At 64.2% G+C, this 14,920-nt stretch carries 14 protein-coding genes and 2 pseudogenes; 6 read left to right on the top strand and 10 right to left on the bottom strand.

What is annotated here, in order from left to right:
- Positions 1-971: 971 nt before the first annotated feature.
- The 4 genes and pseudogenes from ABIB45_RS17320 to ABIB45_RS17305 all read left to right on the top strand — a co-directional run.
- Positions 972-1,307: a LysM peptidoglycan-binding domain-containing protein gene (locus ABIB45_RS17320; RefSeq protein ID WP_354217075.1), complete on the top strand. Its 336-nt coding sequence runs from the start codon at positions 972-974 to the stop codon at positions 1,305-1,307.
- Positions 1,308-1,419: 112 nt separating this feature from the next.
- Positions 1,420-1,695, top strand: coding sequence for a LysM peptidoglycan-binding domain-containing protein (locus ABIB45_RS17315; RefSeq protein WP_354217074.1), 276 nt, complete (start codon positions 1,420-1,422; stop codon positions 1,693-1,695).
- 259 nt (positions 1,696-1,954) lie between these two features.
- Positions 1,955-2,518, top strand: a complete 564-nt coding sequence (locus ABIB45_RS17310) for a dihydrofolate reductase family protein (RefSeq protein ID WP_354217073.1) — start codon at positions 1,955-1,957, stop codon at positions 2,516-2,518.
- A gap of 300 nt (positions 2,519-2,818) precedes the next feature.
- A pseudogene (locus ABIB45_RS17305) lies at positions 2,819-3,334 on the top strand (IS701 family transposase); the annotation flags it as partial.
- A 497-nt stretch (positions 3,335-3,831) separates the two neighbouring features.
- On the opposite strand, the gene ABIB45_RS17300 reads toward ABIB45_RS17305, so the two are convergent.
- Entirely contained in the window at positions 3,832-4,563 is a 732-nt protein-coding gene (locus ABIB45_RS17300; RefSeq protein ID WP_354217072.1) for an HAD-IA family hydrolase, read from the bottom strand.
- Between the two features lie 101 nt (positions 4,564-4,664).
- Between ABIB45_RS17300 and ABIB45_RS17295 the strand changes: the two genes are divergently transcribed.
- Positions 4,665-4,790 carry a hypothetical protein gene (locus tag ABIB45_RS17295; RefSeq protein ID WP_354217071.1) on the top strand — a complete coding sequence of 42 codons (126 nt, stop codon included), beginning with the start codon at positions 4,665-4,667 and terminating at the stop codon, positions 4,788-4,790.
- Here ABIB45_RS17295 and ABIB45_RS17290 read toward each other — a convergent pair.
- The 9 genes and pseudogenes from ABIB45_RS17290 to ABIB45_RS17250 all read right to left on the bottom strand — a co-directional run bounded on the left by ABIB45_RS17290 (position 4,783) and on the right by ABIB45_RS17250 (position 13,751).
- On the bottom strand, positions 4,783-5,793 hold the full coding sequence (locus ABIB45_RS17290) for a Gfo/Idh/MocA family protein (protein ID WP_354217070.1): 1,011 nt from the start codon (positions 5,791-5,793) through the stop codon (positions 4,783-4,785). The two genes, ABIB45_RS17295 and ABIB45_RS17290, sit on opposite strands and share 8 nt — an antisense overlap.
- 244 nt (positions 5,794-6,037) lie before the next feature.
- Positions 6,038-6,283 carry a hypothetical protein gene (locus ABIB45_RS17285; protein ID WP_354217069.1) on the bottom strand — a complete coding sequence of 82 codons (246 nt, stop codon included), beginning with the start codon at positions 6,281-6,283 and terminating at the stop codon, positions 6,038-6,040.
- A 52-nt stretch (positions 6,284-6,335) separates the two neighbouring features.
- Positions 6,336-6,690: pseudogene (locus ABIB45_RS17280) on the bottom strand (thiamine pyrophosphate-binding protein); the annotation flags it as partial.
- 363 nt (positions 6,691-7,053) lie between these two features.
- The gene (locus tag ABIB45_RS17275) at positions 7,054-8,382 is read right to left on the bottom strand and encodes an MFS transporter (RefSeq protein ID WP_354217068.1); all 1,329 of its coding nucleotides are present in this window, start codon (positions 8,380-8,382) and stop codon (positions 7,054-7,056) included.
- A gap of 97 nt (positions 8,383-8,479) precedes the next feature.
- Entirely contained in the window at positions 8,480-8,860 is a 381-nt protein-coding gene (locus ABIB45_RS17270) for a RidA family protein (protein ID WP_354217067.1), read from the bottom strand.
- Complete coding sequence (locus tag ABIB45_RS17265) at positions 8,857-9,597, bottom strand: hypothetical protein (RefSeq protein ID WP_354217066.1); 741 nt, start codon at positions 9,595-9,597, stop codon at positions 8,857-8,859. Before ABIB45_RS17265 ends, ABIB45_RS17270 begins: the two co-directional genes overlap by 4 nt.
- A complete protein-coding gene (locus tag ABIB45_RS17260) occupies positions 9,590-10,582 on the bottom strand; it encodes a membrane dipeptidase (RefSeq protein WP_354217065.1) in 993 nt (330 codons plus the stop codon). The genes ABIB45_RS17265 and ABIB45_RS17260 overlap by 8 nt, the downstream gene beginning before the upstream one ends.
- Positions 10,579-12,297 (bottom strand): hypothetical protein, encoded by a 1,719-nt coding sequence (locus ABIB45_RS17255; RefSeq protein WP_354217064.1) that lies wholly within the window; start codon positions 12,295-12,297, stop codon positions 10,579-10,581. The genes ABIB45_RS17260 and ABIB45_RS17255 overlap by 4 nt, the downstream gene beginning before the upstream one ends.
- A 2-nt stretch (positions 12,298-12,299) precedes the next feature.
- Positions 12,300-13,751 (bottom strand): aldehyde dehydrogenase family protein, encoded by a 1,452-nt coding sequence (locus ABIB45_RS17250; protein WP_354217063.1) that lies wholly within the window; start codon positions 13,749-13,751, stop codon positions 12,300-12,302.
- A gap of 128 nt (positions 13,752-13,879) precedes the next feature.
- Between ABIB45_RS17250 and ABIB45_RS17245 the strand changes: the two genes are divergently transcribed.
- Positions 13,880-14,779 (top strand): LysR family transcriptional regulator, encoded by a 900-nt coding sequence (locus tag ABIB45_RS17245; RefSeq protein ID WP_354217062.1) that lies wholly within the window; start codon positions 13,880-13,882, stop codon positions 14,777-14,779.
- Positions 14,780-14,920: the final 141 nt, after the last annotated feature.

Below are 14,920 nucleotides of genomic sequence, written 5' to 3'. Positions count from 1 at the left end.
TGGAGACAGACATTGGTGATGATCCTGATTCTCGCCCTACGAATTAGACGAAGTTGCTATGAGGTACTGGCCTCACCCAACCCTGACACGTAGGGGCTACGGCAGCGATCCATTCGGGAGCACGGCACGTCCGTTCCATCCGGGCGAGCTACTAGTCCCGCTGGCTTTGGACCCCCTTCGGCGATCCGCAGCCCTTCGAGAACCTCGATAGCTACACGGCAGAGAAGATCCCCGACCGGTTCACGCTTGAGTCCCTGAACGACTACTGCCGCGCCCTCGGCATCGAGCGTGACAACTCAGGTTTCTACGCCTCGGAGGGGTTGCTCATCGAAGAGGACACGAGTAGCTGGACACACAAGCCCAGCCAATTGAGAAGCACCGAACGGTTGCACGACACCATTTAAGCCGGTGCACTGCTGGAGGATCCTTAAACGGCGCGCCCTCCTGCCACTTATCTCTGCGACTTACGCGCCAAATAGCTCTGCGATTCACACCCTCCGGTGGCGATCTTTGCTCCTGTTCATAGGGAGAACATGTCGTCGGACGCTAGTGACCGGCGAGGTATTCGTCCTTTACGCTCAGTTGGTCTATTCGGAAAAAGACTCCGCGGGTCGGAGCGCATGGGGGTTTGTGATGGCTGGAGCCAGCGGTTTCTCAATTGATAGGAAGGCCCCGCGAACGGGCTTTCGAGTTGCGGTACTCGCCGTTTTGCTGTCAGCCGGGTTGGCCGCATGAACGTCGGGACCGTCGTCGATCGAAAAGGTGATGGCGTCGCCAGCCGTCGTCACGACTGGAACGGCACCGGCCGACCCCGGGAGGTCTTCCCTGACGGGGCCGACGGTTACCGATTCGTTTGGGAACGTGGATTACTACGCCACCGTCCCCGGTGACATGTCAGCGGAAGTGGCTGCATCCTTCCACATCACCGAGAGAAACTCGCTGAATTCAATGGGCTTCAGCCCGGGAGCACGTTGGCACCCAACACAAAGCTTCGACTGATCCCACCTCCAGGCCCGATCAAGGGCGCGAAGGGGACGGCTACTGTCGACGAAAACGGCATCCCCACTAGCTATGTCATTGAAGCCGATGACACCCTTGGCGGGATCACCTACCGGTTCGGAATCACCCAGGAGCAGCTGGCCGAAGCGAACAACGTCCCGTGCGTGTACGAAAAGGGCAACACCTACATTGTCCGTGCCGGCAACCACATCCAGCTGCAGAAAAATCCGGTCGACAGCCTCCGGTTGAGGAACAACCGTCAACAATTCATTCGGCCAGACCACCTTCTACACCACCGTCGACGGTGACTCGTTCGACAGCCTCGGCTTCAAATTCCGGTGCACTACCGACCAGTTGCTGCAGTACAACCCGTCCCTGACCGCGGACCGGCCCATCCCCGCGGAGACCAGGGTGAGACTCATGCCCGGCGAGCTAAAGATCGACGGCGCCCAAGGCACCTTCACCGCCGACGTTGACGGGATACCCCAGACCTACACCACCGCGCCCGGGGACACCGAGCGAAAGATCTCCTTCCGTTTCGGAGTTCCGGAGCAGGCGAATCTGGAATGGGCGAACCGCCCGCTCACCGGCACCGCCCGCGTCTGGTACGCCTTCACAGACCTGTCCTCCGGGGAGTTGGCCCCGGGCCAGACCATTAGCCTCAACCTGACCAACCCCTCCACAAATGCCCACTAGGAAGGCATCTGGTGGGGCGGGATCAGCCCCGTCTGCTCCCAGCGGCAGATTGCTCGCGCCCTCACGTTGGCCTGACTATCCATGATGGATATATAGCCCGGAGTCGGCAGACCCTGCTCACTGTCCCGTAAAGGATCCTTTCCGTACGGAGCATCTGCTTGGCGTGGTGGTCAACTGGCCCTCGGTGCGGCCTGACCGATGACTCTTCCGCGCCGTGCTGGTCTGTACAGCCAATACCGGCTCACGGGAGACTGGCGCCATGCGCAAACTGACCTTCGGCATGAACCTGAGCCTGGACGGCTACATCGCCGCGCCCGGCGACGACCTCGGCTGGAGCGTACCGAGTGACGAGCTGTTCCAATGGTGGTCCGACCGGGTGGGGGCGACGGGCCTGGCGCTGTACGGGCGCAAACTGTGGGTGACGATGAGCTCGCACTGGCCGACAGCCGACCAGCAGCCTGGCGCCACACCGGCGCAGATCGAGTTCGCCCGCCGCTGGCGGGATATGCCGAAGGTGGTGTTCTCCTCGACGACCAGCACGGTCGACTGGAATACCCGCCTGGTCACCGGCGACGCGGTCACCGAGATCACCCGGCTCAAGGCCGACGACGGCGGCCCCATGGACATCGGCGGTGCCACACTCGCCGCGGCGGCCATGCGGGCCGGGCTGATCGACGAGTACGCGATCGTCACCCATCCGGTCCTGGTGGGCGGCGGCACGCCGTTCTTCACAGCCCTGGACAACTGGGTGAACCTGAGCCTGGTGGAGACCCGGACGTTTCCCGACGGTGTGGTCCTTACCAGGTACGAGACCAGGAGCTGAGTGCCCGGCGTCGAATCAGCGCGGGCTTCGGGCCACCCAAGGATCTCGTGGCGCTGTGTTCCGAGGCGATGGTGACGTTCCTGCCGGATCCTGTTCTTCACCGCAGACGATCCGTCCGGATAGGGATCCCGGAGCGGGCACCGAACGGCTGCTCCGGCCCTTTCCCGAATGTCAGTTCCGAAGTCCCTGTACTAACTGCATTTGCATTAGCCTCCCACCCTGGTTGCAGGAAGGGGGCGTCTTCGTGCGACCGAAAATGCGGCCTCAGCGGTGAAGCTCGGCATCTGGGGGACCCGGGGAGGGATTCTGGCGATTGACGAAACGGGGTTCCTGAAGAAGGGCACCGCTTCGGCCGGGGTGGCCCGCCAGTACTCCGGCACGGCCGGGAGGGTGGAGAACTCTCAGATCGGGGTATTCCTGGCCTACGCGTCACCGCTGGGACGCACCTTCCTTGACCGGGAGCTGTACCTGTCCAAAGCCTGGACCGAGGACCGGGAACGCTGCACACGTGCGGGAATCCCGGAGGACCGGGCCATGGCCACGAAACCGGTGCTCGCCGCCGACATGATCGAACGCGCCCTGGACGCCGGGATAGAGGCCGCATGGACGACCGGGTACGCAGGCTATGGCCAACACACGGGCCTGCGCCGCCGGCTGGAGGCCCGCGGCATGCATGACGTCATGGCAGTGCCCATGAACCAACGCGTCATCACTCCCGGCCCTGGTTTGCTGGGGACCGAGTGGCGGGCCGATGAGCTCTTTGCCTCCCTGGACGGGCGCGCCTGGCGCACCCGCACCGCCGGGACCGGCAGCAACGAACGCTCTCGCTGAGTGGATGCGGTTGAATCATCGGTCAACGCTAGTCCAAATCGTCGAATCCAATCGGCCAGTCGATCAGCGACCCGGTGCGCAGCAGCCACAGCGCCGTGGCGCGAGATTGGTGCAGAAGATTCTTGAAGAGTGCACGAGGGTGCACGGGACTTCTGACAATTCAACCTCAGTAGTCGCCTGCACTCGCCCCGTCCTGCCGCATGGACTGGTGCAGACGACTTCTGAAATGACAATTCCGCGAAAATCAGAGCTCTGACGCCGGAGCGGTCACCCAGCCGGTGAGACGGCTCATATCCCTAGCCATGCAAGACGGCGCCTGCTGCCGACAACTGCGACATCGAGCGATTACAGAACGCCGCCACGAAGCGCCGAACTCCACGCGGGTGCATCGGGCCAAAGTTAGATGACAATGTCATCGATGACATTGGAATACCTTCGAGGCATAGGTAGGCGCTTCATGGACGCTGTTGGCAGCCGGGGGATTACCTGTCTGGGGACTTACGCCGCGCGATGTGGATACCGCCCGCAGTTGCCGAGAATTCGAGGTCAACCAGGCTGGTGATAACGAGGTCAGCATTCAGATCCGCCGCTGCGTGTGTACCCGCCACCGCCAGGGTCGTGCACCCGGCATCATGCGCGGAGCGCAGACCAGCCGCTGCGTCCTCGACGACGAGGCAGCGGCCGGGGTCGAAACCCAGCCGCTGGGCGCCGAGCGCGAAGGGTTCAGGGTCCGGTTTGCCGCGCACCACGTCGTCGAAGGTGACTACCACGCGGGGTGGCACCAGTCCGGAAGCCGTGATTCGTGCCGTAGCCAGGGGCCGCGTACACGAGGTGACAATCGCTTTGCGATATTCATTGATGGCCGAGAGCGCTTCGGCGGCTCCCGGAAGGACGGTGATGCCGCCGACTTCGGCGATCTCGATTTGTTGAATGCGCTCAAAGGCTTCGTCGAACTCCTCGGTCGGAACCAGGGAAGCCACAATGTCCCGGGCCGGCTGGCCGTGGGCGCCGTCCAGGAACGATGGATCGAGTCCACGTTCGGCACACCAGGCGAGCCAGGCCCGACGCACCGCGGGGGTCGAGTCTATGAGAGTGCCATCCATATCGAACAGGACAGCGTCAAACGTCTGCCCGATCACGGGTCGCAAGGGTCGGCTCACGTCAGCGGTATCGGCTCCGGAGACAGGGATGGTGCGTTCATTGAGCTGGGTCATGGATGCGGCGTCTTTCTTTCTCGGCGATGTGGAATGGATTTCGGGCAGATCGCCTGTGGAATCGCAACAGTTTGGGGCGATTTGCTGGATCAGCTTCATCAATGGGAGTGGACAAAGTCTTTGCCTACTCGGGCGACGGGATCAACGCAATCGTGGCAGCCTTCAGGAAGACCGAAGACCAGCTTGCGGTCGGCGTCTCCGGATCGAGCGGCGAAATCTTCAGCTAACGCTTGGGACGGCGTCAGAATGTGGTTTCCGCGCTGCCCTGTTGAGAGATTCCAACACCCGCGCGTTGTTTGCCGCGTCCGTGAGATTGTAGCGGAGCGGCCTACCGTTGAGGACGCTGTCGGCGAAGTGTTCGCCCATCCGGACGAAGTGGTTTTCGCCTTTGACTTGGTGATAAATGGTGTCCTGCCCGAAGTGATGCTCCTCCAGGACCGAATCCTCCTCCAAGAGCCCAAAAGGATTGTCGAGGTAGAGCCGGCCTTCGGTGCCCGTGAGTTCCAAGAAGTTGCGGCGCTCGAGGTTCACTCCGGTATCAAAAAGCGCCGTTGCACCACCGGGAAAGCGCAGCATCCCGGCAATGCTGGTGTCGATTAGACCGCCGTCGTTGGCGTCGCGGTAGTTACCAAAGGCGGCGACGTGAGCCGGCTCCTGCGCGGTGACCATTCGGCTCATGTTGACGCAGTAGCACCCCGTATCGAAAAGTGCGCCGCCGCCGAGCCCGGCGTACCAGCGGATGTTGTCGTCCCCGCCCGCATCGAAGGAGTGACCGACGTGGACAAAAGTCAATGTGCCCACCACATTTGCCGCGAGCAGCTCTTGCAGCTTCTCGAAACGCGGGTGAAAACGGTACATGAACCCTTCTAGGACTTTGAGCCCGGTCTCGTCGGCCTTGCGTGCAATCTCATCGCACTCGGCGGCACTCATCGCCAAGGGCTTTTCACAGAGGACGTGTTTGCCTGCGTCCAAGGATTTTAGAATCCATTCCAGGTGCAACGCGTTGGGCAGCGCAATGTAGACCGCATCGATGTCGGGGGAAGCGAGCAGCGCCTCATAAGAGCCAAACGCCTGTGGGACGCCGTGCTTGTCGGCGTACTCCCTAGCCTTTTCCAAGGTGCGGGACGCGAAACCTACGACCTCACCGTTCTTCGTTTCCTGCAACGCCGGAATTGTCTTGCGGACGATCCGGGCGCTACCCAGGACGCCCCAACGCAGTTTCTCGCTCATTGAACACTCCTTTTTTCAACCTCCCCCTCTGAGAAGGAGAGGGGTTCATCAATGACAGGCGGCCGGCGGAAGGCGCGGCACTGTGCCTTCCATGAGCTCCAGGCCTTGTTCGTTCTCAGCCCCGGCCGCCCGTTTGATCCCCGGGAAACCCGTTGGCAGACCCCGACGAGCGTGTCATTGGCCAACAAGACTAGATGGAATGGATCCACGGTGATGGCCCGGCAGGACGGCCACCATCAGACGGTCACGCGAGATTCCGCTCCCAGGTCTCCCCAAAGGGAACCGTTGGACTGAGATCTAATGTGTACCGGCCGGGATGATGGCGGGTGACCATGATGCCGGCAGACCGTTGCGCCATTGCCGCCTGCCGGAGCATGGCTTCTGCATCGTTGAGTAACTCGTGAAGTTGACCGGGTGTGGGAACGAGGACTTCTAAATGTTCGATGGTCTGACTACGCATAATAAACACCCATCTTGTGATATTGGTCACGATATTGTGAATATACTGACATGAACAGACGTTCAAGTCAACTGTTCGAGATGAAAAGTTGAAACCTTTCTATGTCCCAGGCCAGTACAGAGGGGTGGGCGAAGGGCTATGAGGCCGACAAAGAGCACCATGGGGGTGGAGTCCTGGCAGGCCGTGTGCAGCCGGACGTGGGGGTTTGCTGCGCCGGGTCCCCGGGTCACCATGGCGAGACCTGGCAGCTGGTTCGTCTTTCCGTCGGCTTCTGCCATGTAACTGGCGCCACCCTCGTGACGGCAGGCGATGGTCTCGATCGGAGAGGTGTGCAGCCCGTCCAGGACATAGAGATAGCTCTATCCGGGTACCACATGGGCGCGCCGGACCCCGTGGGCGAGGAGTGAATCGACAATGACATGGCCTGCGGACTTCAGCCCGGCCGCACGGACCGGGGACCGGAGGTGTCCGGGGCGAGGGTTCTCTGGGTCATCGTCCGCCCGCTTCCGGGACGAGGGCCCCGGCTGCCACGTCCTGGAGGCTGCCCGCCTGTCGGGTACGGCCGGCTGCCGGGTGATCGGGGTTGCCGGGCACCTTCATTGTTGGTTCATTGTCTGCGCCGTACGGCCCGTCAGGCGGTTGCGGGGCGGTGGGAGACTTTATGGCCGGTGGATGGGCCGGGATCCCTGCCGCTTTGCTTTCTTTCGGACACGGATGCGGTGGATTCGCCGGACGCTGTGGCGGGAGCCCTCATCCCCGAAGGGACGGGTGCTCCCGCAGCGGTTGGTGGGTGGTGGGTGTCAGGCGTGGAGGGCGGCTGCTTCTTCGAGGTTCTGGCCTTTGGTTTCGGGGGCCATGAAGTAGCTGGCTGCGGCTCCGAGGAGTGCGATGCCGGCGGCGATCCACATGGTGCCGGAGAGCCCGAGGTGTGTCAGGGCCAGCGGGGTGGCGAAGGTGCCGATGGCGGCGCCGATGCGGCTGGTGCCGGTGCAGAGCCCGACGGCGGTGGCGCGGACCTTGGTGGGGAACAGTTCGTTGGGGTAGATCCATTCCAGGATCGACGGTCCGCCGTTGAAGATGGCGTAGAAGGCGAAAGCCAGTGCGATCAGGCCCAGTGGTGCTGCGGGGAAGAGCGCCAGGAACAGCAGGCCGACGCCGGAGAGGATGAAGCCCCAGATCAGGACGGGGCGGCGGCCGAGTTTGTCCACGACCAGGAGCGCGGCGACGTTGCCGACGAGGAAGAAGAGGTTGATTAGGCCGTAGCCGATGTTGGCTTCGTCACCGGACTGGAGGTTGAACAGGGCCAGGATCTGGGGTCCGAAGGCGTAGATGGAGAACAAGGTGACGATGGTGCAGGTCCAGAAGATGGAGATGAAGACGACCCGGTGCAGGTAGCCGCCGGTCAGGACGAGTTTGAAGGCCTGGCCGGTGCTGAGCTTGGCGGCGTTGGGGTCGTGGGCGGTGATGCCGTCCAGGGTGGCGCCTTCGCCGATGGTTTTCTTCAGGATGGCCAGGGCTTCCTGGTGGCGGCCTTTTCCGACGAGCCAGTGGGGGGATTCGGGGATGGTGGCCCGGGCGATGAGGATCAGGACGGCGGGCACGGCGGAGGAGAGCAGCATCCAGCGCCACCCATCTTCAAAGGAGAGGAGCCAGTAGCCGACGAACGCGGCGACGGTGGCGCCGACGAACCACATGGCGTTCAGGCCGCCGAGGAGCCGCGCACGCCAGGTGGCGGGGACGAATTCGGCGACCAGGGCGGTGGCGATGGGGTAGTCGGCGCCGACGGCGATGCCGATGAGCAGCCGGAGGACGAACAGTTGCCAGGGTTCCTGGACGAAGAACTGCGCCACAGAGAAGACGATGATGGCCATGAGGTCGATCGTGTACATGAGCTTGCGCCCGATTTTGTCGGTGATGTTGCCGAAAACGAGCCCGCCGAGGAAGACACCGATCAGGGCGGAGGCGCCGATGAGACCGTTCCACCAGTCATTCATCTGCCAGGCCGGGATGACCTGGACCAGGGCGATGCCGATGATGGCCAGGATGTATCCGTCGAGGAACGGGCCCCCTGAGCTGAAGAGGGTAAGGCGTTTGTGGAAGGAGTTCAGCGGCGCTGAATCGATGGTCATTTGAGACCCGGGTGCTGCGTGGGAAAGCATGGTGGTTCCGATCTGGGAAGAGGGAATACGACGTTGGGTACCCAACAGATCCGTGGCCGTGGTCCGGTCAGGCTGTTGCGGCTGCGACCGCATCGATCTCGATGCGTTTTTCGCCCCTGAACCGGGCAACCTGCACGGTGGTCCTGGGAGGCAGGGGGTGGCCGCTGAGCCTGGTGAGGTAGGCGGCGTTGTACTCATCAAATTCGTCAAGGTCGGCCAGGAAGACCGTGAGCTTGAGCAGGTGGGACAGGCTTGACCCTGCTTCTGTGAGGGCGGCTTCGAGGTTGTCGAACGCCTGGGTCACCTGGCCGGCGATGTCGGCCGCGACGGTGCCGTCGTCCCGGGCCGGTATCTGCCCGCACAGGTAGATGATGCCGCCGGTTGCTGCGGAGGCGGAGTAGGGCCGGGGTTTGCCGTCGGTGAACTGGGTCCGGGTGATGGCGCTCATGCGTCCGGCACCAGGTACTTCCGGGACAGCTGGTACATGCTTTGCCATTCTTCTGCACACACTTTCAGGGGCTTGGGCGGGATGGTGGTTGATGTTGGGTGCGCAGGGACCGGTTCGGGCAGGACCATGACGACGGTGCTGTCCGCGTTGGTTTGGGGCAGGAGGGCCGTGACTGCCTCCGACGCCAGGGTCTGCGTGGCCGAAAGAACTCCGTCCCGGACGGTGAGGTAGTCCGTGGTGGATCCGACATCCGGTGCCGTCCCGGCATGGGCGGTGGCGATGACGATCCGGCGGCCCAGGGAGGCGGTGCGCCTGAGGACCAGGTCGTTCCAGAGAAGTCCCGGGATGCGGGCGTCCGGTGTGCGGATCACGGAGACTTCGCCGTCTTGGGTGTCGCTTGCCAGGTCGAGGAGTTGGAGGGCGGTCCGCAGGGGCGGCTGTCCGGCCGGGTCAAGCTCGCGCAGGGTGCCTCCCAACCAAGACGTGTCCCTGGCGGCTGCCGGCCGGAGGGGTGTCGCCCAGTCCGCGTCCAGGAGTTGTTCGAGGAGGCGTAGTCCGGCGTGTTCTTCGGCTTCGGCGCGGAGGACTGCGAGGGCTCCTTCCTGGGCTTCGAGGGGGTCTGTACCGGCGGCGCAGAGGGACCGGAAGGCCGCTTCTTTGATTTCGCGGGGCTGGACGTCGATGGTGCGGTCCGTCAGCTGGCGATCGGGGGCGTCTCCGGTGATGGTGTCAGACATGCGCGTGTTCCTTTGTTGTGTCCATGACGTTGGTGAACAGCCGGGCCCAGTTGCCGCCCATCACGGCGGCGATGGTGTGGTCCGTGAGGCCTGCGGCTGCGAGGCCGTCGGTGAGCCGGGGGAAGTCCTGGGGGCCGGTGAACCAGTCCGGCCAGAGGGGCCAGGTCGGCGTGTTCTGTGGATCGGTCGGTTGCCAGCGGCCGTTGCGGAGCCAGCCGACGAATTCCTGATCCCAGCCGCGGGTGCAGTCGCTGCCGATACCGACGCTGCCGGGACCGTACTGGTCCACCATGCGGGCCACCATGGTGCAGAAGCTTTCGATGGTGACGTGTTCACCGCCGCTGACGGTGGGGTAGAGGCAGCAGCCGATGACGCCGCCGCGGTCCACGAGGGGCTGGATGACGTCGTGGGGTTTGTTCCGCGGGGTGTCAAAGAACCAGAGCGGGTTGGAGTGGGTGACGGAGACCGGCACCGAGGACGCTTCGATGGCGTCGCGGCTGGTCCGGTACCCGACGTGGGAGAGATCGACGAGCATGCCCACCCGGTTCATCTCTTCCACGATCACCCGCCCGTAGCGGGTCAGTCCGGCATCGTCGGCTTCGAAGCACCCGCTGCCGATCAGATTCTGGTTGTTGTACGTCAGCTGGGCGATCCGGACGCCGAGCCGGTGGAAGAGCTCAACGTATCGGTAGTCGTCTTCAAACGGGCTGCCGTTCTGGAACCCCAGGAACACGGCGATCTTGTTTTGCTGCTTCGCAGCGTCGATGTCTGCCCCGGTGGCGGCGAGGAACACAAGGTCGGGGTTGCGGTTGACGAGGTCCAGCCACTCACCGACGGACCGGAGGGTGTCCGCGGCGTTTTCCCAGACAGCGCAGGTCGCGTTGACCGCGCTGACGCCGCCGGTACGCAGTTCCTCCAGGACGGGGCGGCTCCAGTTGCTGATCTGCAGCCCGTCCACGACGGTCAGCTGCTCGTGCAGGCTCATTGTTGCGGCCCCTTCGGCGCCGTCGGGAAGAGCCAGTCGTCCTCGTCCGTCCCGTGGTTGATATCCACCGCGCGGGGGGCTCCGCTGAACAACGTCACGCGCAGCCAGTCCGTGGACTGTGGACTGAAGTTGTTCATCCCGTAACTGGCCAGCTGGAAGCGCTGGGTGCTCAGGGGCAGGAACTCGGTGTCGATGAGGTTGTCCTGCAGCTCCCCGTAGAGGTAAGGCCGGGTCTGCTGGACCCGGGCCGCGGCGAAGCGGTGGCCGGGGTGTGCCAGGAGGAAGTCCGCGATGCTTTGGTGGGCCGGGAACCGCTCGAGGTCCGTGGCGAGGGCATTGATGCGGCGGGCGATGTCGGTGCAGTGCTCGGGAGTGCCGGCGGGCCGGGCCTCTCGCAGTGCCCGGCGGGGTTCTTCGTTGGCCGCGGAGGAGAACCAGTAATAGCCCGTCCTCTCCGGATCGGTGAAGTCGTAGCCGCGGGCCCAGGCGTAGTTGGCCTCCAGCAACTGCTTCAGTTCCCAGCAGCGCATGGCTGGGTCGAACGGGACGGCGCCGTCAACTCTGAGCAGGGACTCGGCGTCCTCGTCGAAGTCGGTACGGAGTTCAATGACGATAGAGGCAAAGATCCCCCGGGCCTCCGGGCTGAGTCGTGCGGCACTGTCGTGGAGGCGTGCCAGGACCGGCGCGGGTTCCGTCGCGGAGGCCGTGTGGGTCTGCAGCTCGCTCAGGAGTTGCTGCAGCTGGGGCCGGATCGCATCGGTGGGCAGGAACGGGGCGGTGTGGAGTGCGTGTTTTTCTTCAAGGTGGCGGTCAGCCTGGGCGAGGAGTTCCGCGACGCGGGCAAGGTCCGGGTGCCCGGGTGCGTAGTCCCGGCCGAGGCCGGCGGCGAGGGGAGTTTCCCGCAGCCGGCACCAGGCATCCAGATATGCCGGGTGGTTGATCACGAACGGGACCATGCCCAGTCCGGTGGCGTTGCCCAATCCCAGGTATTTGCCCCACTCCGGGTCAAGGGGGACCGCGGTGGTGCCGGCCGCAGTTGCTTTGGCGCGGGCGACGTGTTCCACCATGTCCATGCTCAGTTCACGCAGCAGCCAGGCGGTGAGCATCTGGGACCGGTACGGCACGGCCAGGGGGTGGTCGGCGGGGATGTCCGCGAATTCCTTGAGCCCGAATTTTCCGTTGCCGTAGAACGCAGTGCTGCGGATCAGGTAGGGGCTGGGTCCGATGATGTCGACGTCGGGCTGGGACCCGGCGGCCAGGCAGTCGCTGACGTAGTCAAAAAAGCGTGCGCTGCGGTTCGCCCGGGTCAGGATGATGGTGTCCGGGTCGACACGGCCGCGCTCCTGGACCGGAACGTTGAGCCGAAGCTCTGCTTCGCGCTCGGGCGTGAGGTCCCCTTCGATGAGGGCCGCGGTAACGTCCCAGGCGTCGGCGATGACCCGGTCGGTGCGTTCGCTTTCCTCCAGGCTGCGGCAGAAAGCGATGAAAGTCAGCTGCCTGCCTTCGGCGTCCACGGTGTAGACGGCGGTGCCCCGGGCATCGGCGTCCAGATCCATGCGGGTACGGGCCACGGACCATCCCCGGGCGGCGGCGCGGCGGAGCATGGTGCGGGCAAAGCTGTGCCGGGTGGCCCAGGCCCCGTTCATATCGGCGCCGGAGAGCACTTCCTCCGGGGTCCGGAGCCCGTGTTCGGTTCGTTCGTCCTGAAGTGTCATGATCATGCCTTCGCTGGTGCCAGACGGAGATATGCGGTCTTTTCGTGGGTAAAGAAGGCCGCGGCGACGGTACTGTTCTGCTCCCGGGGGCCGGCAAAGGTTGAATCCTTCATCCCGCCGAACGGGGCGTGCAGTTCGGACCCGGTCGAGGGAGCGTTGACCTTCACGAGGCCGGCGTCGAGGTAGGTCACGCACTGCCGGGCGGCGCGCTCATCGCTGGTGAACACCGCGGCCGTGAGGCCGAAGTCGGTGTTGTTGGCCAACGCGATGGCTTCGTCGAGGGTGGCGGCGCGGAGAACGGTGACAACGGGGCCGAAGACCTCTTCGCGGCAGATTGTCATCGACGCCGGCCCGGTCAACACGGTAGGCAGGACGTAGTGCCCCTCCGCAGCGGGAGCGGTGGCCTGCGCCAGAATTTCCCCGCCCTCGGTGATGGCCGTCTCGATCGCGGCATTGATTTCATCGCGGGCGGAGCCGGAAACTACGGGGCCGATCTGCACCGACGGGTCAGTGCCCGGGCCCAGGACAAGTGCGGAGACTTTCTCCTTCACCTTGGCCAGGAATGCCTCGTGCCCGTCGCCGACGAGGATGATCCGCCGGGTGGCCGTGCACTTCTGGCCGGTGGAACCCATCGCGGCGTTGACGGCGCTGGACGCGGCCAGTTCGACGTCGGCATCGGGCAGGACGAGGGTGGCGTTGTGTCCGCCGAGTTCCATCTGCAGTTTCGCGCCGCGGCCGCAGACAATCCCGCGGATGTGGTGGCCCACCGGAACCGATCCGGTGAACGTCACGCCTGCCACTGACGGGTGGGAAACGAGTTCAGAGCCCAGCGGACCCGGGCCAAGGAGCAGGTTCGCGACGCCGGCCGGAACACCGGCCGCGGCCAGGATGTCCATCAGCAGGACGGACACTCCGGGGGTGTTGCTGGCGGACTTCCAGACCACAGTGTTGCCGTGCAGCAGTGCCGGTGCGATTTTCCAGGCCGGGATCTGCAGCGGGAAATTCCAGGGCGTGATTACACCGACGATTCCCAGCGGGCGCCGGACGGTCAGGATCCGCTCATCCGGGTGGCTGGAAGGGTATTCGGTGCCGACCGGGTTCCTGGCAGAGCCTGCGTGGTACTCGAACGTGTCGGCGGACGCACCGACCTCCATCCTTGACTCCGCCAGCGTCTTACCGTGCTCGGCCGTCATGACGCGGGCTATCTCCTCGGCCCGTTCCCGGATCAGTGCCGCGGCAGAGGACAGGATCCGGCCCCGGGCCAGAATCCCCAGCTTGTCCCATGCTGGTGCCGCGTCGGTAGCAGCCTGGATCGCCTGCGCCAGCTCTTCGGAACCGGCCTGGTGATAGGTGGTGACCGCTTCCTGCGGTGCCGCCGGGTTGAACCGGGACGTCGTGTCCCCGGTCCCTTCAACCCAACTACCGTTGATGAAGCTGTTGGCGGGCTTGGTCATGACGGGCATTCTTGAACCTCTTAGTGTTTGTTGATCTGTGACTGTCCTCACGATCAACGGTAAACCCGAAACCCCGCCCACTGAAGTATCTATTTGACTCCCATCGATACTCACTTAGTCTTGTTCTTATGAACCTTCGTCGCTTGGAGCTTTTCGTCGCAGTGGCCGAAGAACTGCACTTCAACCGGGCCGCAGAGCGGCTGCATATGGCCCAGCCGCCGCTGAGCCAGCAGATCCGCAAACTCGAAGAGGAGTGCAAGACCCAGCTGTTTGTGCGCAACTCCCGCAACGTGCAGCTCACCGCCGACGGCGAACTACTCCTGACGCATGCCAGGAAACTTCTCAGCCAGTACGGGGCCATGACCGCGGCCCTCCGGCAGGCCCGCGACGGCGAAATCGGCAAGTTGCGTGTCGGTTTCGTCTCCTCCGCAGCGATTTCGGCCCTTCCTCCGGTGGTGCGGGAACTCCGGTCCCACTGGCCCGGCATCGACCTCGAGCTCCGCGAGGAAACCACCGACTCGCAGATCGAGCTCATCACCGCCGGCGCCCTGGACGCCGGAATCGCCCGGGAAGTCCGGACCGTGCCGGGCCTGGGCACCACACTCCTGCAAAACGAACGCCTGGTGGTGGCCGTCCCGGCAGACCACCCCCTGGCGCCCCGCCCCTCAGTCGGACTCGGAGAACTGAAGGGGGAGCGGTTTATTGCCTTCCCAAGGGACAGGATCTCGCGGCTTTTCGACCACATCGCCGCACTGCTCCACGCCGCCGACGTCGACTTCGACCTCGCCCAACAGGCCGTCCAGTTCCCCACAATCCTCGGGCTGGTCGCCGCCCACCTCGGCATCGCAGTCGTCCCGGAATCCCTCCGCGCCTTCGCCATCCCCGGCCTCGTATACCTGGACATCCAAGACACCAACGCCGTCTCCCGCATCAGCCTGATCTACAGCAACGACATGACCGACTCACCCCTCGTTACCAAAGTCAGGGACGCCTGCTGGCAAACCATGGGAGACCCGGGGCCCGGCTAGCAGAACGCTGGTTACATGAACTGCTGGAACTGCCCGGTGACCACGCGATCAGACCATCCCGGACACGCGGTTGATTCCTCGAAGTTGGCAGGGGGCGGCTCCGGACCTGACCGCCCCTTACGCCGAGGGCTGGCCAAAGAT

The sequence above is a fragment of the Arthrobacter sp. UYCo732 genome (genome assembly GCF_040547265.1).
Classification (GTDB): Bacteria; Actinomycetota; Actinomycetes; order Actinomycetales; family Micrococcaceae; genus Arthrobacter.
This window is presented reverse-complemented; position numbering and strand designations above follow the sequence as displayed.

Excerpts from the sequence above, each read along its gene's own strand:
- ABIB45_RS17315 (WP_354217074.1), top strand. The coding sequence starts at position 1,420 with ATGCCCGGCGAGCTAAAGATCGACGGCGCCCAAGGCACCTTCACCGCC.
- ABIB45_RS17250 (WP_354217063.1), bottom strand. The coding sequence starts at position 13,751 with ATGACCAAGCCCGCCAACAGCTTCATCAACGGTAGTTGGGTTGAAGGG.
- ABIB45_RS17275 (WP_354217068.1), bottom strand. The coding sequence starts at position 8,382 with ATGACCATCGATTCAGCGCCGCTGAACTCCTTCCACAAACGCCTTACC.
- ABIB45_RS17265 (WP_354217066.1), bottom strand. The coding sequence starts at position 9,597 with ATGTCTGACACCATCACCGGAGACGCCCCCGATCGCCAGCTGACGGAC.
- ABIB45_RS17295 (WP_354217071.1), top strand. The coding sequence starts at position 4,665 with ATGGGAGTGGACAAAGTCTTTGCCTACTCGGGCGACGGGATCAACGCA.
- ABIB45_RS17270 (WP_354217067.1), bottom strand. The coding sequence starts at position 8,860 with ATGAGCGCCATCACCCGGACCCAGTTCACCGACGGCAAACCCCGGCCC.
- ABIB45_RS17300 (WP_354217072.1), bottom strand. The coding sequence starts at position 4,563 with ATGACCCAGCTCAATGAACGCACCATCCCTGTCTCCGGAGCCGATACC.
- ABIB45_RS17260 (WP_354217065.1), bottom strand. The coding sequence starts at position 10,582 with ATGAGCCTGCACGAGCAGCTGACCGTCGTGGACGGGCTGCAGATCAGC.
- ABIB45_RS17255 (WP_354217064.1), bottom strand. The coding sequence starts at position 12,297 with ATGACACTTCAGGACGAACGAACCGAACACGGGCTCCGGACCCCGGAG.
- ABIB45_RS17310 (WP_354217073.1), top strand. The coding sequence starts at position 1,955 with ATGCGCAAACTGACCTTCGGCATGAACCTGAGCCTGGACGGCTACATC.
- ABIB45_RS17290 (WP_354217070.1), bottom strand. The coding sequence starts at position 5,793 with ATGAGCGAGAAACTGCGTTGGGGCGTCCTGGGTAGCGCCCGGATCGTC.
- ABIB45_RS17245 (WP_354217062.1), top strand. The coding sequence starts at position 13,880 with ATGAACCTTCGTCGCTTGGAGCTTTTCGTCGCAGTGGCCGAAGAACTG.